The sequence below is a fragment of the Methylobacterium sp. 1973 genome (genome assembly GCF_040545035.1).
GTDB classification, from domain to species: domain Bacteria; phylum Pseudomonadota; class Alphaproteobacteria; order Rhizobiales; family Beijerinckiaceae; genus Methylobacterium; species Methylobacterium fujisawaense.
In genome coordinates, this window is record NZ_JBEPLA010000006.1 from 30,851 (window position 1) to 50,852 (window position 20,002).

Annotated in this window: 35 protein-coding genes, 1 tRNA gene and 1 pseudogene; 22 read left to right on the plus strand and 15 right to left on the minus strand. The window is 68.8% G+C overall.

Annotated elements, in window-relative coordinates; all coding sequences use genetic code 11:
- Positions 1 to 199: 199 nt before the first annotated feature.
- The 11 genes and pseudogenes from ABIC70_RS13105 to ABIC70_RS13155 all read right to left on the minus strand — a co-directional run bounded on the left by ABIC70_RS13105 (position 200) and on the right by ABIC70_RS13155 (position 6,060).
- Entirely contained in the window at positions 200 to 793 is a 594-nt protein-coding gene (locus ABIC70_RS13105; RefSeq protein WP_354439867.1) for a hypothetical protein, read from the minus strand.
- Positions 765 to 1,619 (minus strand): hypothetical protein, encoded by an 855-nt coding sequence (locus ABIC70_RS13110; protein ID WP_354439868.1) that lies wholly within the window; start codon positions 1,617 to 1,619, stop codon positions 765 to 767. The genes ABIC70_RS13105 and ABIC70_RS13110 overlap by 29 nt, the downstream gene beginning before the upstream one ends.
- A gap of 3 nt (positions 1,620 to 1,622) precedes the next feature.
- Entirely contained in the window at positions 1,623 to 2,237 is a 615-nt protein-coding gene (locus ABIC70_RS13115; protein WP_354439869.1) for a TRM11 family methyltransferase, read from the minus strand.
- 100 nt (positions 2,238 to 2,337) lie between these two features.
- Positions 2,338 to 2,796 carry a RusA family crossover junction endodeoxyribonuclease gene (locus tag ABIC70_RS13120; protein ID WP_354439870.1) on the minus strand — a complete coding sequence of 153 codons (459 nt, stop codon included), beginning with the start codon at positions 2,794 to 2,796 and terminating at the stop codon, positions 2,338 to 2,340.
- A 227-nt stretch (positions 2,797 to 3,023) separates the two neighbouring features.
- Positions 3,024 to 3,293, minus strand: a pseudogene (locus tag ABIC70_RS13125) (DUF2312 domain-containing protein); the annotation flags it as partial.
- A gap of 67 nt (positions 3,294 to 3,360) precedes the next feature.
- Positions 3,361 to 3,654, minus strand: coding sequence for a hypothetical protein (locus ABIC70_RS13130; protein WP_354439871.1), 294 nt, complete (start codon positions 3,652 to 3,654; stop codon positions 3,361 to 3,363).
- Positions 3,655 to 3,656: 2 nt separating this feature from the next.
- Positions 3,657 to 4,235, minus strand: coding sequence for a Gp49 family protein (locus ABIC70_RS13135; protein ID WP_354439872.1), 579 nt, complete (start codon positions 4,233 to 4,235; stop codon positions 3,657 to 3,659).
- A gap of 51 nt (positions 4,236 to 4,286) precedes the next feature.
- On the minus strand, positions 4,287 to 4,577 hold the full coding sequence (locus tag ABIC70_RS13140) for a hypothetical protein (RefSeq protein ID WP_354439873.1): 291 nt from the start codon (positions 4,575 to 4,577) through the stop codon (positions 4,287 to 4,289).
- 2 nt (positions 4,578 to 4,579) lie between these two features.
- Positions 4,580 to 5,068, minus strand: coding sequence for a hypothetical protein (locus ABIC70_RS13145; protein WP_354439874.1), 489 nt, complete (start codon positions 5,066 to 5,068; stop codon positions 4,580 to 4,582).
- 357 nt (positions 5,069 to 5,425) lie between these two features.
- A complete protein-coding gene (locus ABIC70_RS13150) occupies positions 5,426 to 5,815 on the minus strand; it encodes a hypothetical protein (protein ID WP_354439875.1) in 390 nt (129 codons plus the stop codon).
- 92 nt (positions 5,816 to 5,907) lie between these two features.
- Positions 5,908 to 6,060, minus strand: coding sequence for a hypothetical protein (locus tag ABIC70_RS13155; protein ID WP_354439876.1), 153 nt, complete (start codon positions 6,058 to 6,060; stop codon positions 5,908 to 5,910).
- Positions 6,061 to 6,753: 693 nt separating this feature from the next.
- On the opposite strand from ABIC70_RS13155, the gene ABIC70_RS13160 reads away from it, so the two are divergent.
- Positions 6,754 to 6,978, plus strand: a complete 225-nt coding sequence (locus tag ABIC70_RS13160; protein WP_354439877.1) for a hypothetical protein — start codon at positions 6,754 to 6,756, stop codon at positions 6,976 to 6,978.
- A 7-nt stretch (positions 6,979 to 6,985) separates the two neighbouring features.
- On the opposite strand, the gene ABIC70_RS13165 is transcribed toward ABIC70_RS13160, so the two are convergent.
- Complete coding sequence (locus tag ABIC70_RS13165) at positions 6,986 to 7,237, minus strand: hypothetical protein (RefSeq protein WP_354439878.1); 252 nt, start codon at positions 7,235 to 7,237, stop codon at positions 6,986 to 6,988.
- Between ABIC70_RS13165 and ABIC70_RS13170 the strand changes: the two genes are divergently transcribed.
- Positions 7,236 to 7,922: a LexA family transcriptional regulator gene (locus ABIC70_RS13170; RefSeq protein WP_354439879.1), complete on the plus strand. Its 687-nt coding sequence runs from the start codon at positions 7,236 to 7,238 to the stop codon at positions 7,920 to 7,922. The genes ABIC70_RS13165 and ABIC70_RS13170 overlap by 2 nt on opposite strands.
- Here the strand turns inward: ABIC70_RS13170 and ABIC70_RS13175 are convergent.
- Positions 7,919 to 8,059: a hypothetical protein gene (locus ABIC70_RS13175; protein WP_354439880.1), complete on the minus strand. Its 141-nt coding sequence runs from the start codon at positions 8,057 to 8,059 to the stop codon at positions 7,919 to 7,921. The two genes, ABIC70_RS13170 and ABIC70_RS13175, sit on opposite strands and share 4 nt — an antisense overlap.
- 475 nt (positions 8,060 to 8,534) lie before the next feature.
- On the opposite strand from ABIC70_RS13175, the gene ABIC70_RS13180 reads away from it, so the two are divergent.
- The 9 genes from ABIC70_RS13180 to ABIC70_RS13220 are packed head-to-tail and all read left to right on the plus strand — an operon-like array spanning position 8,535 to position 12,760.
- Entirely contained in the window at positions 8,535 to 8,909 is a 375-nt protein-coding gene (locus ABIC70_RS13180; RefSeq protein ID WP_354439881.1) for a helix-turn-helix domain-containing protein, read from the plus strand.
- Between the two features lie 2 nt (positions 8,910 to 8,911).
- Complete coding sequence (locus tag ABIC70_RS13185; RefSeq protein ID WP_354439882.1) at positions 8,912 to 9,130, plus strand: hypothetical protein; 219 nt, start codon at positions 8,912 to 8,914, stop codon at positions 9,128 to 9,130.
- Complete coding sequence (locus ABIC70_RS13190; RefSeq protein ID WP_354439883.1) at positions 9,127 to 9,390, plus strand: hypothetical protein; 264 nt, start codon at positions 9,127 to 9,129, stop codon at positions 9,388 to 9,390. Before ABIC70_RS13185 ends, ABIC70_RS13190 begins: the two co-directional genes overlap by 4 nt.
- The gene (locus ABIC70_RS13195) at positions 9,387 to 9,803 is read left to right on the plus strand and encodes a hypothetical protein (protein WP_354439884.1); all 417 of its coding nucleotides are present in this window, start codon (positions 9,387 to 9,389) and stop codon (positions 9,801 to 9,803) included. Before ABIC70_RS13190 ends, ABIC70_RS13195 begins: the two co-directional genes overlap by 4 nt.
- Complete coding sequence (locus tag ABIC70_RS13200) at positions 9,800 to 10,099, plus strand: hypothetical protein (RefSeq protein WP_354439885.1); 300 nt, start codon at positions 9,800 to 9,802, stop codon at positions 10,097 to 10,099. The genes ABIC70_RS13195 and ABIC70_RS13200 overlap by 4 nt, the downstream gene beginning before the upstream one ends.
- 2 nt (positions 10,100 to 10,101) lie before the next feature.
- Positions 10,102 to 10,365 carry a hypothetical protein gene (locus ABIC70_RS13205; RefSeq protein ID WP_354439886.1) on the plus strand — a complete coding sequence of 88 codons (264 nt, stop codon included), beginning with the start codon at positions 10,102 to 10,104 and terminating at the stop codon, positions 10,363 to 10,365.
- Positions 10,366 to 10,375: 10 nt separating this feature from the next.
- Positions 10,376 to 11,458, plus strand: a complete 1,083-nt coding sequence (locus ABIC70_RS13210) for a PD-(D/E)XK nuclease-like domain-containing protein (RefSeq protein WP_354439887.1) — start codon at positions 10,376 to 10,378, stop codon at positions 11,456 to 11,458.
- A 14-nt stretch (positions 11,459 to 11,472) separates the two neighbouring features.
- Positions 11,473 to 12,465 carry a recombinase RecT gene (locus ABIC70_RS13215; RefSeq protein WP_354439888.1) on the plus strand — a complete coding sequence of 331 codons (993 nt, stop codon included), beginning with the start codon at positions 11,473 to 11,475 and terminating at the stop codon, positions 12,463 to 12,465.
- 1 nt (position 12,466) lies between these two features.
- Complete coding sequence (locus ABIC70_RS13220) at positions 12,467 to 12,760, plus strand: hypothetical protein (RefSeq protein ID WP_354439889.1); 294 nt, start codon at positions 12,467 to 12,469, stop codon at positions 12,758 to 12,760.
- A 94-nt stretch (positions 12,761 to 12,854) separates the two neighbouring features.
- Here the strand turns inward: ABIC70_RS13220 and ABIC70_RS13225 are convergent, their stop codons facing one another.
- Entirely contained in the window at positions 12,855 to 13,715 is an 861-nt protein-coding gene (locus tag ABIC70_RS13225) for a hypothetical protein (protein WP_354439890.1), read from the minus strand.
- 91 nt (positions 13,716 to 13,806) lie between these two features.
- Between ABIC70_RS13225 and ABIC70_RS13230 the strand changes: the two genes are divergently transcribed.
- The 7 genes from ABIC70_RS13230 (at position 13,807) to ABIC70_RS13260 (ending at position 17,041) form a co-directional block, all read left to right on the plus strand.
- Complete coding sequence (locus ABIC70_RS13230) at positions 13,807 to 14,049, plus strand: hypothetical protein (RefSeq protein WP_354439891.1); 243 nt, start codon at positions 13,807 to 13,809, stop codon at positions 14,047 to 14,049.
- Entirely contained in the window at positions 14,046 to 14,327 is a 282-nt protein-coding gene (locus ABIC70_RS13235) for a hypothetical protein (RefSeq protein WP_354439892.1), read from the plus strand. Before ABIC70_RS13230 ends, ABIC70_RS13235 begins: the two co-directional genes overlap by 4 nt.
- Entirely contained in the window at positions 14,327 to 14,611 is a 285-nt protein-coding gene (locus ABIC70_RS13240; protein ID WP_354439893.1) for a hypothetical protein, read from the plus strand. The genes ABIC70_RS13235 and ABIC70_RS13240 overlap by 1 nt, the downstream gene beginning before the upstream one ends.
- Positions 14,608 to 14,961, plus strand: a complete 354-nt coding sequence (locus ABIC70_RS13245) for a hypothetical protein (RefSeq protein ID WP_354439894.1) — start codon at positions 14,608 to 14,610, stop codon at positions 14,959 to 14,961. Before ABIC70_RS13240 ends, ABIC70_RS13245 begins: the two co-directional genes overlap by 4 nt.
- A 184-nt stretch (positions 14,962 to 15,145) precedes the next feature.
- A complete protein-coding gene (locus ABIC70_RS13250; RefSeq protein ID WP_354439895.1) occupies positions 15,146 to 15,628 on the plus strand; it encodes a hypothetical protein in 483 nt (160 codons plus the stop codon).
- Between the two features lie 94 nt (positions 15,629 to 15,722).
- Positions 15,723 to 15,890, plus strand: a complete 168-nt coding sequence (locus ABIC70_RS13255) for a hypothetical protein (protein WP_354439896.1) — start codon at positions 15,723 to 15,725, stop codon at positions 15,888 to 15,890.
- Positions 15,887 to 17,041 (plus strand): tyrosine-type recombinase/integrase, encoded by a 1,155-nt coding sequence (locus ABIC70_RS13260; protein ID WP_354439897.1) that lies wholly within the window; start codon positions 15,887 to 15,889, stop codon positions 17,039 to 17,041. Before ABIC70_RS13255 ends, ABIC70_RS13260 begins: the two co-directional genes overlap by 4 nt.
- Here the strand turns inward: ABIC70_RS13260 and ABIC70_RS13265 are convergent.
- Positions 17,020 to 17,096 (minus strand) — tRNA-Met (locus ABIC70_RS13265). The two genes, ABIC70_RS13260 and ABIC70_RS13265, sit on opposite strands and share 22 nt — an antisense overlap.
- A 259-nt stretch (positions 17,097 to 17,355) precedes the next feature.
- On the opposite strand from ABIC70_RS13265, the gene ABIC70_RS13270 reads away from it, so the two are divergent.
- The 4 genes from ABIC70_RS13270 to ABIC70_RS13285 all read left to right on the plus strand — a co-directional run bounded on the left by ABIC70_RS13270 (position 17,356) and on the right by ABIC70_RS13285 (position 19,979).
- Positions 17,356 to 17,811, plus strand: coding sequence for a CHRD domain-containing protein (locus ABIC70_RS13270; protein WP_279900162.1), 456 nt, complete (start codon positions 17,356 to 17,358; stop codon positions 17,809 to 17,811).
- Between the two features lie 74 nt (positions 17,812 to 17,885).
- A complete protein-coding gene (locus ABIC70_RS13275) occupies positions 17,886 to 18,224 on the plus strand; it encodes a hypothetical protein (protein WP_043348958.1) in 339 nt (112 codons plus the stop codon).
- A 116-nt stretch (positions 18,225 to 18,340) separates the two neighbouring features.
- Positions 18,341 to 19,246 (plus strand): aldo/keto reductase, encoded by a 906-nt coding sequence (locus ABIC70_RS13280; RefSeq protein ID WP_354439898.1) that lies wholly within the window; start codon positions 18,341 to 18,343, stop codon positions 19,244 to 19,246.
- Positions 19,236 to 19,979, plus strand: coding sequence for an NADPH-dependent F420 reductase (locus tag ABIC70_RS13285; RefSeq protein ID WP_354439899.1), 744 nt, complete (start codon positions 19,236 to 19,238; stop codon positions 19,977 to 19,979). The genes ABIC70_RS13280 and ABIC70_RS13285 overlap by 11 nt, the downstream gene beginning before the upstream one ends.
- Positions 19,980 to 20,002: the final 23 nt, after the last annotated feature.

Below are 20,002 nucleotides of genomic sequence, written 5' to 3' on the forward strand. Positions count from 1 at the left end.
ACCACTGCGAGGCAATGGCGATCAGCACACGACCACAGACCGTCAGAGCGATTCCGGAAGCATCCGAACCCGAACGAGGCACCGAACACGCCACATTCCGCGCAGGTGTGCTCGCCCGGCGGCTCCCGCTGAGCCTCGGCCGCCTTCCGCGCGGCCTCGCGGTCGCGCAGCTCGGCCTTCCACAGATCGGGGCGGCGGCTCACCGTGCGCCCCCCGACACGCCCTGGCGCTGGTCGAGACGCGCCATCAGCCGGCCGATGTCCGGACCGTGGCCGGTCGCGCGGAGCCGGGCGAGGTCCTCGTCCAGCTTCGCCCGCTGCGCCCGGGCGATCTCGGCCGGCGTCTCGGCGCGGTGCCGCGCGGGCTCGGCCTGCCGCATGCGCTGCAGGTGCGCCTCTGCCGCCTTCGCCACCTCCGCGCGCTGCTCCGGCGTCGGTACGTCGTAGATCTCGGCGTCGAGCACGCGCCGGATGTGCAGGAGCTGCGTCCGGAGCGGGATCAGGCCCTCGCGCGCCTCGTCGGCGAACTCGGCCGGGGAGGGCCGCCAGCGCTTCACCCACGGCCGCAGCGTCTCGCCGGACCGGAAGCGCTCGGCCGCGGCGTGAATCGCGGCCAGCGGGAGGGCCTTCAGCGCCGACACGTACTCCGCGATCAGCACCTCGTTCTCGTCGTCTCCACGCCCGCGCCCCTGCTCGAATCCGAGGAGGACCCGGGTCACGACCGTGTCGACGTGGCGGGGATCCGAGGGCGCGGTCAGCTCGGCGTTAAGCCGCGCGGCGACGTCGGAGAGCACTCGACGCTCGGCTGTCGTGGCCGCCCTGTCCCGCCGCACGGAGTAGCGGGTCGGAAGGACGGGATGCGCCTCCAGCCTGCCATGGAGTGCCGAGATCCTCTCCTTGACCCGGGCCGGCGTCGGGGTCGTTCGCGTCGATGGCAGGCGGTTCGACATCGTAGGCTCCCAGCTGGGATGCGGCGTGCTGACGGATGAGGCGGGCGGCGAGGCCGGTAGGCGCTGGCTGGGCGGGGCGGCCGCGGTCCGGGCGGCGGCCCATCGCTTCGCGGCGGGCATGGAGGCGCCGGTCGACCCAGCTCGAGAAGTCTGCCAGCTCGCGGCCGTCGGCCTCCTCGATCAGGCCGAGCACCACCACCGCCTCGTCCTGGGCGATGGCCAGCCAATGGCCGATCAGGGCCAGGGCGGAGCGTTGGGACCGGCCGGTGTTGGCGCAGATCAGTGCGGCGCCCCGGGTCAGCAGATCCCGACGGAAGGCCCGCGCCTGCTCAGCCGCGCCTGCGCCAGCTTGCCCGACAACGTCGGCCGATCCGTCAGGATCGGAACCGGGGGTCGGGGAGGGGTTAAGGGGTGGGGGTGGAGGTGCAGGAGGAGGGGGCGGACCATCCGGGGAGGGGACGGGGGGTAACGCATTACCGCCGTTACCAGCGTTACGGTGCGTTTCACGGTGCCGGCGCACCCGGGCGGCGGTCTGGGCTCGGCGCTTCTCGGTCTTCGCGTCGACCTCGGCAGCCACGGCCTTCTCGTCCGCCTCGATCACCGCGAGCAGCATCTCGGCCGAGGCTCCGGCCGCCACGAGCGCGCGGAGGGCTTCTGAACGGATCGCCATCGCCTACTCCGCGGCCATGAGGAGAGGATCGGCGCCGGCCTCGTCGGTGAAGTCCTCCCAGGACATGCGGCTGAGCTGCGTCGGGCCGCGGTGGGAGAGGTCCCAAACGAACCACGCGAAGGCCATGTTCGAGGACGCCTTCGGGCCCTCCCAGCCGTCGCGGTGCATCATCGGCAGGCGCTTGCGGAAGCAATGCACCCGGGCCAGCGTGCCGGTGTCGAGGATGGAGCCGCGTGAGATGCTCTCGTAGAACGAGAACCGCAGCAGCATCATCACGCGCGGGCAGAGCCGCACGGCCTGCTCCACGAAGGCGCGAGCGTCCTTGTAGGGCGGGTTCGTGACGATGCAGTCGATGCCCTCCGGGGCCTCCGGCACCTTCAGGAAGTCGACGCCCGAGACCTGCCCCTTCCAGCCATAGTCGACGAGATCGGTGGCGAGCACGTCGTGCCCGGCCGCGTACAGCTCGCGCACGATGGCGCCAGGCCCGCAGGCTGGCTCCCAGATCCGTTGTGGCAGCCATTCGGTCCCGATCAGAGCCCGCACGGCGACCGCCGGCGTCTCGTAGAGGTCGTTCCCGCGCTCCGAGAGCGCGTGAGCCTTGTTCTCGCGGTGGCTCACGGGGCGGACCTCCGGAGGCGCGAGGAATCGGCGCTGCCGCGCACGACGAGGGAGATGGCGCCGGAGAGCGCGCGGCCCGCGAGGATGGGGAGGTGCCATGTCATGCCACCGCCTCCAGCGGAGGGCGTACAGGGGCGATCGGCTCCAGAGCGGCGCCATCCGAGAGACCACGCACCGTGGCGGCGACCTCGTCGTGTTCGGCATGCCACTCGAGCAGGGCGCGGACCGCGTTCCGGTCGTTGTCGATGACGCCGTGCCGCTGCAGCAGGTCGGAGATCGCCTTCACCGAGTTGTCGAGATCCATGCGGGACGTGGTCGGCACGGCCAGCAGGAGGACGTACGGGCCGGGTACTCGGCCGGGTCGCTGCGCCTGGAGGCGCCAGCCGGCGCCGTCGATCCAGGACCGGTAGGCGTCCGACTTCACCGGGCCGCGCTCCTTCGTGTGCCGGTAGATCCGGTTCACTGAGGGCGGGACCGGTAGGAGCACGGTCACGGAATCGACCACGCGGCGGCCGGGCGGCGCGAACACGGGGCCATGGGAGGCGGGCGGGCGGCGCATGGCGATCACCGGCTCGCCGCGATGGCGTCTTCGAGGTCGATCTGTCGGGCAGCGGAGTTGCCGCGGCGGTTGCGCTGCGCATGCGCCTGGACGCCGAGCGATGCCGACGCGCGGGCGAGGCCGGCACCAGTGGTCTCGACCGGCTCGATGCCGGGGCCGGTGATCGTGATCCGGGACTCGGCGAACTCCCGGCTCACCGCGGCGCGGCCGAGCGGCGTGTCTGCCAGCATGCCGAGCGCCTGCATGTAGAGCTCGAGGATCGCCTCCTGCTCCTGGCGCTCGGAGTGATCCTGCTTGCGGATGCGGAGGATGGTCCGCATGGCTTTCGTGTCGAAGCCGCGGCCCTTGGCTTCGGCGAACACCTCTTTGATGTCGCCGAGGATGCCGGCCTTCTCCTCCTCAAGCCGTTCGATCCGCTCAATGAACTGTCGAAGTTCATCTGCGGCGACGCCATCAGCGGCCGAGACTTGATCGGGGGAAGATCTTGTGGCCTTCATAGCTCAACCCATCGTAGGGGATTTCATCGTCCGCCCGGTCTGTTCGCGCAGGCCGGGCGGTTCTCGTTCACGGGTGCGGGCGGTTGCCCGGCAGGCGCGGGTCGCGGCCGGCGTGACGGGGCACGCGGGGCTCCTCGACGACGGGCGAGCGGTTGCGGAGCGGCGCGTGGAATTGCTGCTGGGCGGGCGCTGGCGTCATCGCCACCAGGGCCAGCGCGAGACCCTTCGCCCAGCCGAGAAGGGCCAGGAGGCACTTCCGGATCACCGCGTTCACGGCCGTCTCGGGGACGTGCTGCTCCACGCCCTCGCGCAGGCTCGCGAAGTGCGTCGGCAGGGTGGTGACGAAGGCGCCGTCGGACATGGTCAGGCCGCCGCCAGCCGCTCGCGCAGCAGGTAGCCCTCGAAGGCCCAGATCTGCCGGAACGCGTCGTCGTAGGCGTACCGCTCGCCGAGCGCCTGGTTGTAGTTCTCAGGCGAGGCGCATGCCGACTTCCCGACGATGGTGAAGCCGTTCGCCAGCGTCAGGATGCAGATCGTGAGCGTCTTCGAGCGGAAGTACTCCGCGCTCGCGACCTTGGCCTCCATGCTCTCGACGGTGACCCGCGGCGCCGGGGCGGCCGACAGGCTGGCATCGGCCTCGGCGCGGGTGATCGCCGGCTTGCCGGTGGCATCGGCCGGCCGGCTCGCCGGCATGTAGGTCGCCTGGAACACCGAGTCCCGGCAGGGGTAGATCTCGCCCTCGACACCGCGGATGATCCAGTCGCCCGGCGACGCATTCATCACGCCTTCCGTCGTGTGGACCGACATCAAGCCGGCCTCGACGAACTGAATGGTGCCGGCCGCGATGGCTGCGCAGGCCCACTCCGGATCTTCCTGCGGATCCGGTCCGCCGGTCCAGCGGAAGGCTTCGATCGTGACCGGCTTCTTCGTGTACTGGCCCATGGACGGCTCCTCAGGGTGAGCCGGGCGACAGCGCCGCCCGGAGTTGGCGGATCAGCCGATGGCGGACTGGATGCGCGAGACGGCCAGCTCGATCCGCATGGCGGGCGTCGCGAGGCCGCCGACGAGCGCAGCAAGCACCGCCACCGACCCGGCCGGCTGGGCGGAGGCGTTGAGGCTGCTGGTATCGGCGCCCGCCGGGACCGCACCGCTCAGCTTGTCAGCCAGCGCCTCGATGGCCGTGGCGGCGTCATCCATCCGGGAGCGCGTGTCCCCCAGGTCCTTCGTCACGCTCGCGAGAGTGCTCGGCGATGCTTTCGCGTAGACCTGCGATCCGTCCGACATGTTCACTCCTCCTCGTTCGCGGCCCGCCACAGCGGCAGGTCCGTCAGGTCCGCCGAACCCCGCAGGCTCGGCAGACGCGGTGCAGCATCCGGCCCGACCAGTGCGGGTGCGGACGGGTGTCCTGGACGGCGCGGAGCTGCGCCCGCAGCCGGCGCTCCTCCAGGCGTGCGCGCAGCAGCCGGACGATCGGCGCGAAGAGCCGCATGGAGATCCTCCCGGAGCAGAGCGTTGGTGGCTTCTGCGGCGTCGGCCGCGGCCTCGATGTTCGAGCAGAGCCGCTCGTAGGCGGTCCGGATGTTGTGCAGGACGTGCCCGTCGAGGCCGGTGTCCTGGCGCCCGATGAACTTGCGGACCCAGGAACCCGAGGCGCCGATCCGGCGTCCAACCGCTTCATAGGCGGCCATCTTCGAGCCCATGCTCGACTGGGCGAGGCGGACGAGCGCCGAAAGCTTCGGCAAGGTCTCGTCCCGAGCTTGGGATGCGGTCAGCATTGCTCGGTTCCGGTCAGTCTTTGTCCACACTGGCCCATTCCTTCGCGACATCTTGCGGATGTCGCAGAGGAGCGCAGCGAATGCGGGAGGTTGACGGAGTACGCACGACACACAGCGCGACCGCTGGCTTGGCGGCATGGACGGACGCGCAGGAGAAGGGACGACCCGGCCGAGGGTCCGAGTTTGCGATGGTCTCGGCCGGGTCGCTCGCTGGCGGGAGGCGTGAGCCTGCGACCGCTGCGATGGGGGAAAATCATGCACAGGCCAGCATTCGCCGTTAGCGACACTGATCCGACGCCCGCGTTATTCTTCGCGAGGACGATGGACGATCGGGCGATGTGCACGCACAACGACATGTCAGGCGCGCCTCTTCAGACGCGCCAAGCCACGGCCCACGCGTTCGCGAAGCGAGGCGGCGTTGTCCTGGCCGACAACGACAACATCCGCCGGCAGGGGCGAACGACCGGCGGAGACCGGCTCGACCGGCACGAACAGCGTGCCGCGTTCCATCGCCTCGACCATCGCGATGAGCCCAGGAATCCGCTCGCAGCGCGCGACGAACGCAGCAGCCCGATCCAGTTCCTCGGCATGGCGGCGCGTGGCGTCGGCAAGGCTGTTGAGGTTCTGGCCGGCGTCCTCGCGGCACAGGTGCGCGAGGTGATCCGTGCGCGCCGCGAGGGCGAGTGCGTCGTCGGCAGCGACGCGGACGGCCCAGGCCGGGCGGGAGAGGTCGGAAGCGTCGGTCACGGTGGGCTCCAGGCAGGAGACCGCCACCGAGGCTGAGGCCCCGACGCTGGCGACGGCGGGGACACGCGGCGAAAGGCGAGGGGCGGCGCTCATCACAGCACCGCCAGGGCGCGGCAGCCGACGACGAGCGCCGGCAGCACGGTGATCGCCGCGATGATCGGCCGGAAGCCGAGCAGGGCGCCGACGAGCGTGCCGAGCGACACCACCGACATCAGCTTGAGGAGGAACATCAGTGCCGCGAGCATCAGCGCCGGCCCTCCACATCGGGGAGCAGCCGCGCGTCCTCGGTCGCCTCGTCGACGCTGCACAGCGTGCCGGCGACGATCCGCCCGTCCTCGGTCACGGCCCGGTACCGTACGGCGAAAGGCTCGCCCCACGCGCAGGGTCGGCCGGTCAGCGGCGCCCGCGACAGGGCGATGCCGTGAAAGCCGAGATCCTTCAGCGTGGCGCGCGCAGCGACCTCGTCGGCCTCGCAGGCGCCCAGCAGCGACGCAGCAACGAGCGCGACAGACGCTATGCGCGCTACACCGTGGACATCGCGCGCGTTCGACCTCAGGAGGTGCCGCGAGACACAGCTACAGGGGAGAGGGATGACCGCGACCGAAGAGGCCGAACTCCGCAGAGAGTTGGAGGATCTGCGGGAGGCCTTCCAAGAGCTGAAAGTCCGCGCAGCACTGGAGGTCTCGGAAGCCAACCACCGCATGGAAGCAACGCGCGCGGTGATGACTGCCCTTTTGAAATCGGTTGGGCCACGAGCAGTGAAGCGACCACGGTTCCAAGAGCTGATTGCACAGGAGAGCAGGAGCACACCGAACCATGGACCTGCCGCGGTCCGGCACGAGGTTCTGCTACAGGAGACTCGACGGGTACTGGGTATGCAGCACCGGTAGGACAAGTGCGCCGTCGAGAGCGCCGCCTCACTCTCCCCAGGGCAGCCGATGAATTCTGAAGAACAAATCCAGGCCCTTGAGGACCGCGTGTGCGACCTGGAAAACGTGATCAATCGGCTTGAAACGGCGCACGAAAACTTGGCGCAGCGGGTTAGGCTTGTGCAGTGTGGACGCAGCGAGGATGCGCACCTCATTCTGATCGGTTCTGGCGTGCTGGCGCTCGTAAGCCTGATGGAAGCCGTCGCGATCGCCGTGCTCTGGTGGCTGCGCTGAGCGCCCCTCACGCGGCCGCTCCCTCGACGGGGGCGGTACCGCGCTCGCGCTGGAGATGAGCTCGCACCAGCACATCGTTGTCGATCGAGATGCCCTTCGCTTGGGCCGCCTCGACGATCCGTGGCCAGTAGACGACCGGGATAGAGCAGCGCTGGCGCATATCGCTGCCGCGCGCGCCTGGGTTCTTGGAGAACCCGCAGATCACACCGAAGGCGGTAGGCCCCCCGAGTGCAGCGATGATTTCGGCGACGGATTCCATGGCGACGAGCACGCTACGCCTGATGCGTAGCGCATGTCAACGCACAATGCGTAATGCATTGTGCGAAGCGGCGGTCATGGATTCGATCGCCGAGCGCCTGCAGTACCTACGCAAGAAGGCTGGCTTCAACACGGCCACTGAGGCGGCGCGAGCATTCGGATGGGCGGTACCGACGTATCTCGGCCACGAGAACGGCGATCGTAATCCCAGCCGAGAGACGGCAAAGCGATACGCGAATGCCTACAAGACACGCTGGGAATGGATCTTAGAGGGCGGGCCCCGGCTGGATGCGCCCAAGGATGACACCGTGCCGATTGTCGGTGACGTAGGCGCAGGAGCGCGCATCGTCTTCAACGGCGAGCCACAGGGCGGATATGACAGGGCACCGCGCCCCCCGGGATCGTCGCCAGATACAGTAGCTGCCCGCGTGCGAGGCGACTCGATGCCCGGCCTCGCCGAAGATGATTGGCTGATCTACTATGATCAGCGAGTTCGCGGACTGCCCGACGAGTGGATTGGGCAGCTCTGCGTTGTGTGGATCTCAGAGGAAGAGGTCTACGTGAAGAAGGTGTTTCGCGGACGCGACGGCGGCCCCTACCTCCTCGTCTCGACAGGCGGATTGCCGCCTATCGAGGTTGAGGAGATCAACTGGTCTGCCAAGGTCGCCTGGATCAAGCCGCGCTAGAAATCATCAGTTTCGGGGACTTCGCCGATCCGAGCTAGAAACGTCGGCTCGGCAAATTCGTCGGCACTGCTGGCGCCAGGTCGAGAGTAGGCGAGCGCACCGATTGCCTTCTTCTCCTCGACGAGGCGTTCAGCCAAGCGCTTAGCAGCCTCAGGACTTGGACACTGCCGGATAGGTCCGGCCGATATTGCTCCGCGACCGCCTCTCACGAACGGCTGTACAGCGTGATACTGCGCGTGGGCCATTGCTGATCCTGTCGTCTGTTTCGGCCGTCATAGCCTGGATCGAACGCTAGAACGAAAGAAGAACATCGTCGCGCGCAATCCGCTATTGCTGGAATCGTTGCGACCCTGCCGTGGGTTGGGCTGTGCACGGCTGTGGACAACGCATTCTGCGCAGAGCGGAAGGACGCACCGCCCGTGGCTACGCATTATGCGTTGACAAGCGTTACGCACGATGCGTAGTATCAGCCATCGCCGCTCACCGAGCCGATGGAGCCGCAGATGCTCGATGCCCCCGCAGATCTCGTCCTCACGCTGATTTTTGTCAGCTCGGTCCTTCTCGCGTTCGGCGTGCCGGCTGTCGGCATGTCCCTCGGCTGGGGGCGCTGACATGTCCGGCCAACCCGCCACCGACGTCGACGTCCGGATTGGTGCGCGCATCTGCGCCGCCCGGATCCGGGCTCGTCTCACCCAGCGCACCGTCGCCGCCGAGATCGGCGTCTCGGCCGCCCAGCTCCAGAAGTACGAGAAGGGCACGAACCGCATCAGCGCGATCGCGCTGAGCATCATCGCCAAGCTGACAGGCGCACCGATCGCGTCGTTCTTCGACGCGCCGGAGACGCCCGCACCGCTAACGGCTCCGCAGACTGTCGACAGGGCGCGGGAGCATCTTTTGCGAGCTGCCGACCTCTACGTCGAGGCGCGGCTGGTGGCCGGTGACGCGGTCACTCCGCGCTCGCTCGCCCTCGTTCCAGAGGCGGCCTGATCATGGCGCGCCTCGACCTCCCTGTCGGCTACCGGATCACCGGCTCCTCCGTCGGCTACGCGGCGCACAGCCCCTACGGCCTCCTCGGCGACGACTTCGACTGCTGGGCCGCGGCCTGTTTCGCCGCCCAGGACCACGCCGATTCCCTCGCGCTGGAGGCCGCCGACGAGCTGGCCGCCATCGCGGACTTCGAGGCCGATCAACTCCGCGAGGCAGCATGAACGCTTTCCGTGAAGCGCACCGGCACGCCCTGCCGGCCGAGAGCCTCGACGCGCTGGAGCCCGTCGCCTTCCCGAGCGGCGCGGCGCTCGCCGACGCCGTCGCTAGCTTCCTGTGCGCCTTCGACCACGGCCACCTCGGCTCGTTCGGGCGCTGCGGGGGCGAGGACAGCGCCTGGATCGCCGACATGCGCGAGCAGCTCGCCGTCTTCCGTGCGGACCGCGCCCTCGTCAGCAACCTGCAGGATGGAGGCGTCCGTTGAGCGCGACCCAGCCTCTGACCTTCAACCAGGAGGTCTTCATCGCGGCGGTGGACGAGCGGGCCGCTCTGCTCGGCCTGCCGACCTACAGCGAGATCGCCCACGCGCTCCCGCGGCACGTTGCGGCCCACGGGATGGCCGAGCGCAACAGCGCCGACCTCTACGCGATCCTGCGCACCCTCGAGGGCCAGGTCGGCGAGTTGCAGGTCCTCCTCGCCCGGACCGGCCTCGACCAGCCCCGCGCGGTCGTCGAGCTCATCCTGGAGGAGGCGCTGGAGAAGGCCACGGCCGCCAGCATGGCCGCCGGCATCGCCCTCTTCACCGCCGAGACTCGCGTCGACCTCGACGGGCGCGACGACGTCACCGTGCTCGCCGACGCGCGCACGCGGCTCCGGGCTGCCGGGAGACGCCTGTGACCCTCCCTCCCTTCACTCACACCGAGACCGTGATGACCCGCTCCGTGCTTCCCTTCGAGATGCGCGAGCCCCGCGCCGTCACGCTCGCCCAGCGAGCGACCTTCCTCGGCATCCGGGCGCCGGTCCGCGCCTGCGAGAGCACCCTGCGCGGCCTCGCCGACGCCGACGGGACGGTGTTCGCGCTGCTGCTCCCGGCCGGCTCCCCGAGCCTCGACCGCGAGCGGGCCGAGATGCTCGCCGCCGCCATCAACGCCGGGCTCGGCGTCGCCGGGCAGGCCGTGCCCGCGGAGGCGTGACGATGGCGTTGCACCTCGAACCCTACTGGCTCGTCCACGGCTCCGGGCCGACCCACTACCGGCACGAGACGAAGCTCAGCGCGATCCACGAGGCCGAGCGCCTCGCGCGCCAGAACCCTGGGCAGGCCTTCGTCGTGCTGGAGGCCGTCGAGGCCATCCGCCTCGTCGAGTTCGAGCGCCTCACCTTCGGCGAGCCGTCCGAGGTTTCGCCCGGCCCGGTGCCGGGCAGCCGCGCCCGCCGCTTCCCCGACGACATCCCCTTCTGAGGAGCGCCCCGTGGACGCAGTCACCCCAGCCCACCTCGTCACCGTCTGCAAGATTCCCGACGGGATCCACTTCGGACTGGACGAGGCCGCCTACCATGCGGATCCGGCCCTCGGCTCGACCGACCTGAAGCAACTCGCCACCGAGCCGGCCGCCTACTGGTACGGATCGGCCCTCAACCCGCACCGGCCCGCCGAGGACGACGACACCCCGGCCCGCCTCGTCGGCCGGGCGGTGCACAAGTTCGTCCTAGAGGGCCCGCCCGCCTTCCTCGACCGCTTCGAACGCTACCCCGAGGGCGACGACCTCCTCGTCACCGCCGATCATCTCGGCGCGTGGCTGAAGGACCGGGACGTGAAGCCCGGCAAGACGAAGGCCGCCAGCGTCGAACTGATCCGCGAGCGCTGCCTCGCCGACGGGGTCGAACCGCCGCGGATGCTCGACCACCTGCTGCGGGAGGCTGCCGACGCCAGCCGTGCGGTGCTGAAGGCCGCCGATTACGACCGGATTACCGCCGCCGGGTGCGCGGTGCTCGACAACCCGCATCTCGTCGGCTCATTCGAGGGCGGGGCGGCCGAGGTCTCGCTGTTCTGGACGGACGAGATCGGCGGCGAGCCAGTGCGCCGCAAAGCCCGGTTCGACTATCTCAAGCCTCGCGCCGTGGTCGACCTCAAGTCGACCCGCCCGAAGGACGGCATGCCCTTCGTAGCGTCCTGCCGTCGGGCTTTGGCTCAGTGGAGCTATCCGACCCAGGCCGCGGCCTACCTCCAGGCCCGCGCCCGCCTCGCCGCCTTCGTCTCGGCTGGCCAGGTCTACGGCGATCACGACCCCGCGTGGCTCGCCCGGGTCGCCGCCGCCGAGGACTACGCCCTCGTCTTCGTGTTCTGGGCCTCCACCGGTGCCCCGCTCACCTGGGGCGGCGTCATGTCCCCCGGGAGCGCTCTGGTCGGCGTCGGCGAGGAATCCGTGCGCCGCGCACTGGATAACTTCACGGCGGCGCGCCGGGCGCATGGCGACGGCCCGTGGGTCGACCACCAGCCCCTCGAGGAGATCGACCTCGACCACCTGCCGGCGTGGTTCGGCGCCGCCTTCTGACATCGGAGACGACCATGGCACAGGGACAACGGCTGACCGTCGCCGAGGAGCGGCAGCAGCAGGCGAAGAGCTTCCGCGGCGACCTCCAGCGCATGGAGGGGCAGGTAGCTGCCGCGCTACCCTCGCACATTCGGCCGGAGCAATTCATCCGGGTCGCGATCACCGCTGTCACCAGCGACCCGAGCCTCCTCACGGCGGACCGGCAATCGCTGTTCGAGGCGTGCATGCGGTCGGCGCAGGATGGCCTCCTGCCGGACAAGCGTGAAGGCGCGCTCGTGATCTTCAACAACAAGGTCCAGTGGATGCCGATGATCGGCGGCATCCTCAAGAAGATCCGCAACTCGGGCGAATTGAAGAGCATCCGGGCGCACGTCGTCTTCGAGGGTGACGAGTTCGAATACGCGCTCGGTGATGAAGAGAGGATCGAGCACCGCCCGATCTTCGACGGCGACCGCGGCAAGGTGCGCTGCGCCTACGCCATCGCCGAGACCAAGGATGGCGGGATCTACCGCGAGGTGATGTCGTTCGCCGACATCGAGAAGGTCCGCAAGGTCAGCCGCGCCGCCACCAAGGGGCCGTGGGTGGACTGGTGGGAGGAGATGGCGCGCAAGACGGTGCTGCGTCGTCTCGCCAAGCGCCTCCCGATGTCGACCGACCTCGCCGAGCTGTTCCGGCGGGACGACGCCCTCTACGATCTGCGCGGCCGGGGCGAGCCGGCGCCGGGCTTCCGACCCGTGCAGAGCCCGTTGCTCGACGCGCCGGAGCGGGACACGCCGGCCGAAGGCGATCAGCCCCTCGTCGAGGACGGTACGGCGACCGTCGTCCAGCCTCCGCCGTCCGAGGGCGACGAGCGCGACCCGGACTTCGGCCGTGGCTTCAGCGACGGCGAGAAGGGCACGGGGAAGTGCCTCAACGCGGAGATCCAGGCGGATCCCGCACGGCTGGCGAAGTGGCAGGCCGGGCACCGCGCGGGCACCGCGGCCCGCCAGCGCGAAGAGGCCGCCTGAGATGGCTCGCTACGTCCTCGAAGGCGAATGGTCCGGCTACTCGTCGTCCCAGCGCCGCGTCGTCCACCGCGAGACGATCAACGAACGCCGCCGCGCTCGGTACGAGGGCCGCGGCGGCCTTTTCGCGGTCCGGTTCACGGACGGCACCCTGCTGGAGTTGACCGTCCGGGCTGTTCGCCGGGGCGAGAAGGTAGAGACGCTCCTCGGCTACGGCTCCCTGATCTGCGAGGCCGAGGCGAGCACGGCGACGTGCTTCCAGGTCCGGCCGATCAGCGGCTCGGATGAGGCTGCCTGAATGACCGCCCTCCGCTGCCCCTACTGTACCCGCACGCTCGTAGACGCGGTCTCCGTGTCCTTATTCGCCGCGGAGTAGGACAATGCATCTCCGCTCAAATGCGGCTGGCATCGCGACAGCGATCTCGTTCGCGCTCAATCTCCACGACTGTGTGCTCAAGGCCTCGCAGCGGAATATCAAATCCCAAATCGGACAATATAAATCCCCTTTGATCAATCTTTGCTGCAGCATCAAGTGCAGCCATGAACTCAAGATCGGATCTTGGCAGGGCGGATCCTGTGTCGGAAAGCTTGTTCATTGCGTCTTGATGAGTGTCCAGAACACCGGTCAGGCTCGCCCAGATTTTTTCGCAGTGATAGCGGCCATCCGGACCAAACAGGCCTCTGTGCCATTCTATTGTAAACTGCTCAATTCGCTCGGAGAAGGCCGAGATTTCGACTCGATACCTTTCGACCTGGTGTCGATAAACATAAATATCGGCCGCAAGATTGGTATTGCTCTCAAAATTTTGTCTCAGAGCGAAGGCGTATTGAAGGGTAGTTCTGGCAGCCTCTTTGGTTCTAATTGCATTCATTCCCAAGGCAGCCGCCAGCGAGTATACCCTGGTGGCGTTTTCAGCTCTTTGATCGAGCGCGGGCAGCAATGCAATCAGCCCCTGACGTCTCGCGACATCGATCTGCTCATCGGCTCGTTCAAGCTGACGTTTAAGACCAATCCACGCAATGCCAGCCGCTACCAGGGTTACGAGTGCACCAATCAGCGTCTGATATCGATTGAACCAGAATTCGAAACAGCCGGCGGCTTCATCGATCTTTGCGGCGCGGGCAGTATCTTTGTCCCAGCAAACTCCTTCCATGCTGGTTTCAAGAGCCGCCGCCAGCAGTATCAGCAGCACCATGCCGGCCCATGGCGCCCAGCGCCGCAACTCGCCCTCACGCACGATGCCCTTGAACACGCTCGGTCCTCTCGGTCGCAGGTCGAGAGCGTAGCAGCGCGTCGGGCCGTGCGCATCGTCGCCGCCACTCTCACGCTCGCGGAGTAGCCCCATGGCCGAGTCCAGCACCATCACGCGCGAGACCTTCACCGCCGCCGACCTCGCCGCCTGCGCCGAGCGTGAGCTTGCCCAGCGGCGGCGCGCCTACCCGCGCTGGGTCGAGGTCAAGCGCATGACGCAGGCTCTCGCCGACCGGCAGACCGCACTCATGGAGGCGATCGCGCGCAAGCTCCGGGCAGAAGCCGATGCCGAGGGCGCGAAGGGGGATCTGTTCGGTGGGGAGGCGCGCTCGTGACCCCCGCCCAGAAGCAAGCCCTCCAGCACCTCCACCACCGCGGAGGCGAGGGCGCGATCGACCGGCACGGCTTGGTCGTGGCCGGCGGCGTCCGGCTCCAGTTCCTCGCCGACACGTGGCTGCGGCTGATGACGACCGGCCACGTCGAGCCGCGCGGGCCGATGCGGCTGGGGCTGACGGACCTCGGGCGCGAGGCCGCGGTGCCTGATCCCGTGAAGCTGCCGGGCGGCGGGGGCTTCAGCGGCGGCCATGTGCCCGCACATCCCGGAGCAGAGTGATGCATATCGGACGCGTGGCGGGCGCGACCCGCAACCTCGGAGCGCCGCGGGGCTGGGACCCGGCGAAGGACGGCATCTGCGGCGGCCTGCCGATCCGCGACGAGCCGCACAGCCCGGGCGTGAACCGGATGGTCTCGGCCTGGCTGCCGACGCCGGAGGAAATCGCACTCATCGTGGCCGGCGCGCCGATCTACCTCGGCGTGCTGGGCGTCGAACATCCGCCTGTCCAACTGTTCGTCGGCAACCCGCCGGCGGACGCGCTCGACATCGCGGGGGCGGCATGACGAAGCGCGCCCCGAAGCCCCTCCCGCCGCCGACCGACGACGAGCGCCGCCGCGCGGGTGAGGCGGCGCAAGCCCTGCGCGCGGCCATCGCCGACCCGTCGACCATGGGCGCGAAGAGCACCGCGCACGTCGACCTCGCGCGCCCGCGCCGCGGCGAATGGTGGGAGAGCTGGGCGAACCTGCCCGGTTTCCACCGGATCAACGGCAGGGCCGGACGCTACATCCACGAGCTGCTGCCTGGCTGGAGCTACGAGCGGCGCGAGATCCGGGCCGAGATGATCCCGGACCTCGAGGCTCTGGCCGAGCGCGGCGAGCGGCCGACCGAGGCGACGAGCGGGAGGGCAGCGTGAGACCGCTATCGAAGCTGATCGAGATGATCGCCGGAGCCGCCCGCGCCTTCCGTCAGAACTGGTGCCGACACGACTGGCGCCCCCAAGGCAATCTGATCGTGCGGCCCGGCAGACGTTTGGAAACCGCGGAGCAACGCTATCGCTGCCCGAAATGCGGGGCGACGCGTCAGGAGGGCATTTTCTGATGAGCCGCCGCTACGCCGCCGACACGTCGGTCCCGATGGACCGCAGCATCTCCGAGATCCGGACCACCGTTCGGCGCTACGGCGCCAGCGAGTTCGCCCACATGGAGAGCGACACGCAGGCCGCGATCCACTTCACCATGCGCGGCCGGCGGATCCTGTTCCGGCTCGCGATGCCAGATCCGAAAGACGCCGAGTTCACGAAGACCGAAACCGGCCGCGATCGATCCGCCTCGGCGGCCGAGACCGCATGGGAGCAGGCCTGCCGGTCGCGCTGGCGGGCGCTCGCCTTGGTCATCAAGGCGAAGCTGGAGGCAGTCGAGGTCGGCATAGTGGTGTTCGAGGACGAATTCCTCGCCAACACGGTGCCGCCCGGCGCGAGCGTCACCTTCGGAGAGGCCGTCCGCGAGGAGATGCGGCTCGCACACGAGAAGCGCGAGCTGACACCGCTGTTGCCGTACTTGGGAGGGGGAAGTGCCGCGTAGCGTCCGCACATCCGAACGGCCGGAGCGCCCCGCACTTCCGTTCGCACCCAAGGGCATCTCGCGGTTGGAGGCCGCCCGCTACGTCGGCGTCTCCGTGACCACCTTCGACGAGATGGTACGAGAGAGGCTGATGCCTCGGCCGAAGCAGGTTGGCACGCGCGTGCTTTGGGATCGCGCGCAAGTCGATCTATTCTTCGAGGCGCTGCCGGAACGCGAGGCGAACCAGGAGAGCGACGAGGATATCCTGGCGAGGCTCGGGTGACGCGCATCCGAGTGAAGGGGTTCAAGATCTTCGCGGACCGGCACGGCGCCATGCGGTGCTACCACCGGACGACCGGCGAGAAGATCGACCTGAAGAAGGCGCCGCTTGGATCCGCTGCGTTCTTCGCGGAGGTGGCGCGGATCGGGAAGAGCGCCGAGACCGCCGCTGCGCCCAAGGCCGGCACGCTCGGCAGCCTGATCGTCGCCTACCGCGCGCATGCGGCCTTCACCGACTTGGCCCCGCAGACGCGCGCCGATTACCAGAAGGTCCTCGACTATCTGAAGGACATCGACGGCACAGACCTTGAGCGGTTCACGCGCCCGTTCGTGGTGAAGGTCAGGGACCGCGCGGCCGAGCGGAAGGGGCGTCGATTCGGCAACTACGTGAAGGCGGTGCTGTCGCTGATGTTCGCCTGGGGGTCGGAGCGCGGCCACCTGCCGGCGAACACGGCCACCGGCATCAAGGATCTGCGCAAGAAGAAGGGTGAGCCCGACGCCAACCGCCCTTGGTCGGATGCCGAGCGCGAAGCTGTGCTGGCCGCCGCGCCGCCGCACATCCTCACTCCGGTCGCCTTGATGATGTTCACCGGCCTCGGACCGAAGGAGGCGCTCCGCCTACCGCGGGAGGCCTTTCGCGATGGTGAGCTGTCGACGAGTCGCGCCAAGACAGGCGAGCCAGTGTTCTGGCCCGCACCGCTACCGCTCACGATGATCCTGGCCGCCGCGCCGGAGCACACGGCGCCGACCCTGTGCGCGAACTCCGAGGGCAAACCCTGGACGCTCAGCGGATTCCGCGCGTCGTGGCGGCCGATTCGATTGAAGCTGGAGAAGGCGGGGAGGGTGCAGCCAGGCCTCACGCTCTATGGGCTGCGGCACACCCTGGCCGTCGTGCTACGCGAGATCGGGCACGACGAGAGAGCCATCGCCGACGCGCTGGGACAGCGCACGATCGAGATGGCCCGGCACTATGCGAAGGGTGCGGATTTGGCGCCGAAGATGCGAGCGCTGGTGGCTTCGCTGGACGCCGAGTTTGCGCGCCGAAGCGCGGGCGGCCGTCAAACCCAGAGGCCAGAAACGTCAAACCCGCCGGATGGCGGTTTGGGTCAAACGAGTAAAATCAAGAAGTTAGATGGTAGCGAGGGAGGGATTTGAACCCCCGACACAAGGATTATGATTCCTCTGCTCTAACCAGCTGAGCTACCCCGCCACGCGGCACGACCGTCCGCGAGGACGATGCGTGCAGTGGCCGCGGTATAGGAAGAGCGGACGCTCGCTGTCAACGGTTTTGGGTGCGCAAAGCGCGCGTCCGGATCGGGCTCGATCCATGTCCCGCCGATCGCGGACGGGACAGCCCGGCTGTCACCGGAAGTCGACCGTCGCCGATGCGGCGGCCATGTGCGGTCCGTCGAAGCCCGCTAGGTTGACACACGGGCCGCCTGAAGGCCCGTCACATCGCGGAGCGTTCGATGACAGCGCGCACGAACCATCGTTGGAACACCAGCCTCGCCGCCCTTCTCGTGCTGGGCGTGCCGCTCCTCGCCGGCCCGGCCATCGCGGCGGGCAACGACGCCACCTATCGCGCGGCCCTCACCGGCAGCAGCGAGGTCCCGGCGACCACAGGTGCCGGCACGGGCGAGATCACCGCGACCTTCGATCCTGCCGCCAAGCGCCTCAGCTGGTCGGGACGATACAGCGGTCTCACCGGCCCGGTCACGGCCGCCCATTTCCATGGTCCGGCCAAGGCCGGTGAGAATGCCGGCGTGCTGGTTCCGGTGACGGCGGCGAGCAGTCCCTTCTCCGGCGAGGCGATCCTCGACGACGCGAAGGCCGCCCATCTCGCTGCGGGCCGCATCTACTTCAACCTTCACACCGCCGCGAACCCGAAGGGTGAGATCCGCGGCCAGCTGGAGCGCGCGCCCTGATCGGGAATGGCGAGAGCCTCGACGTTCCCGATCGCGCCCGGTAGGCGGATCCCATCCTCCTGCCGGAGCTTTCGATGAAGCAGATCGACGCCATCATCGCCTGGACGCCCCTGCGTTGGGCAGAGCTGAAGCCGGAAACCGCCGGGCAGGTCGTCGTCCTGCCCGCACCCGACACGGCGGGCGAGGCGAAGCGCTACATGATGCGCGCCGGCGCCAGCTCGTCCGCCCTGGCCGCCTTGTCGGAAGAGGCGCGCATCGCCCGCCTCTTCATCGACTTCCAGACCCTCGTGGTCCGCGACGGGATCGACCCGCAGGCGGCCCACCGGGCGTTTCTGACGATCGACGAATATCGGTTCCGCATCGCCCCCGACACCGAGGGTGCGGAGTTCGAGGATCCGCCCGAGGAGGATTAGCCTTCTGCCCGCGGCCGGCCGTTGCGTCGTGCTCACGCAAGCGTGAGAATTATGAATGCACACAGGCCGAAGCCGCCCTATCTTCCGATGGGTCGTGATTTCGTCCGAGGCCGGCCATGCCCGTATCCCGTCGCGCCGTCATCGCCGCAGCGGCCCTCGCCCCGCTCGCAGGGCGACTCGCCACCGCGGCGGAGCCGCTGATCCGCCGCCCGATCCCCTCCACCGGCGAGATGCTTCCGGCCATCGGGATCGGCACGTCCCGACGCTACGAGGTCGAGCCGACGCCCGACGCGGTGGCGCCGCTGAAGGAAGCGGTGAAGACCTTCGTCGCCCTCGGCGGCTCGGTGATCGACACGGCCCCGAGCTACGGGACCGCCGAGGACGTCCTCGGATTGATCCTGGCGGAGCCCGGCCTGCGCCAAAAAGTCTTCCTCGCCAGCAAGGTCGACACGACCGGCCGCGATGCGACGCTGGCGGAGTTCGAGCGGTCGCTCAAGCGGATGAAGGTCGATACACTCGATCTCGTGGCGGTCCACAATCTGATCGACGTGACCGAGAATCTGGCGATTCTGCGGGATCTGAAGGATCGCAAACGCATCCGCTATGTCGGCGTCACGGTCTGGCGCGACAACCAGCTCGACGCGCTCGAAGCCATCATGAAGCGCGAGACGCTCGACTTCATCCAGGTGAACTACGCCATCGACAACCGTGCCGCCGCCGAGCGCGTGATCCCGCTCGCCGCGGACCGCGGCGTGGCGGTGATGACCAACGTGCCGTTCGGCCGCGACCGCCTGTTCAAGGCGATCCAGGGCAAGGAACTGCCGGCTTTCGCCAAGGACCTCGGCTGCGCGAGCTGGCCGCAGGTCTTCCTGAAATACGTGCTCGGCAATCCGGCCGTGACCTGCCCGATCCCCGGCATGGCGAAGGCCGCCTATGTCGAGGACAACCTCGGCGCCGCGCGGGGCAAGCTCCCGGATGCGGCACAGCGCAAGCAGATGGAGATGTTCATCGATGCGGTCTGATCTCACCTCGCGCCGCGCGGCGCTCGCCCTCGCGGCCGGACTCGCCGTCGCCGCGGCCATGCCCGCGCTGGCCCAGGACAGCCCGAAAAAGATCCGGATCGGCGTCATCGGGGCCGGAAATATCGGCGGTACGATCGGGACGCTCTGGGTCAAGGACGGCCACGAGGTGATGTTCGCCTCCCGCCACCCGGAGCAGCTGGCGGCGATGGTCTCGGAGCTGGGACCGAAGGCCAAGGCCGGCAAGCCCGATGAGGCGATCAAGTTCGGCGATGCCGTGTTCATCGCCGTCCCCTACAAGGCCTATCCGGATCTCGCGAAGGAGATCGGCCCGGCTCTCAACGGCAAGGTCGTCCTCGACGCCGGCAACGCCACGCAGAAGCGCGACGGCGCGCTCTACGACGAGGTCCAGGCCAGTGGGATCGGCGCCACCTCGGCCAAGTACTTTCCCGGCGCCAAACTCGTGCGCGCCTTCAATGCGGCCAACTACAAGGTCTTCGCCAAGGAAGGCGCCGATGGCGGCAAGGGTCGCGCGGGCGGACGGATGGCGATCCCGATCGCCGGGGATGACCCGGAGGCTCTGAAGGTCGCCGAGGACCTCGTCCGCGACGCCGGCTTCGATCCGGTGGTGGTCGGTCCGCTCAAGGAAGCCGACAAGTTCGCCATGGGCTCCCAGGGCTTCGGTCACGACGTGACCGCGTCGGAGATGCGCCAGAAACTCGGACTGGCGCAGTAGGGGCGTCATCCGATCCGTCGCCA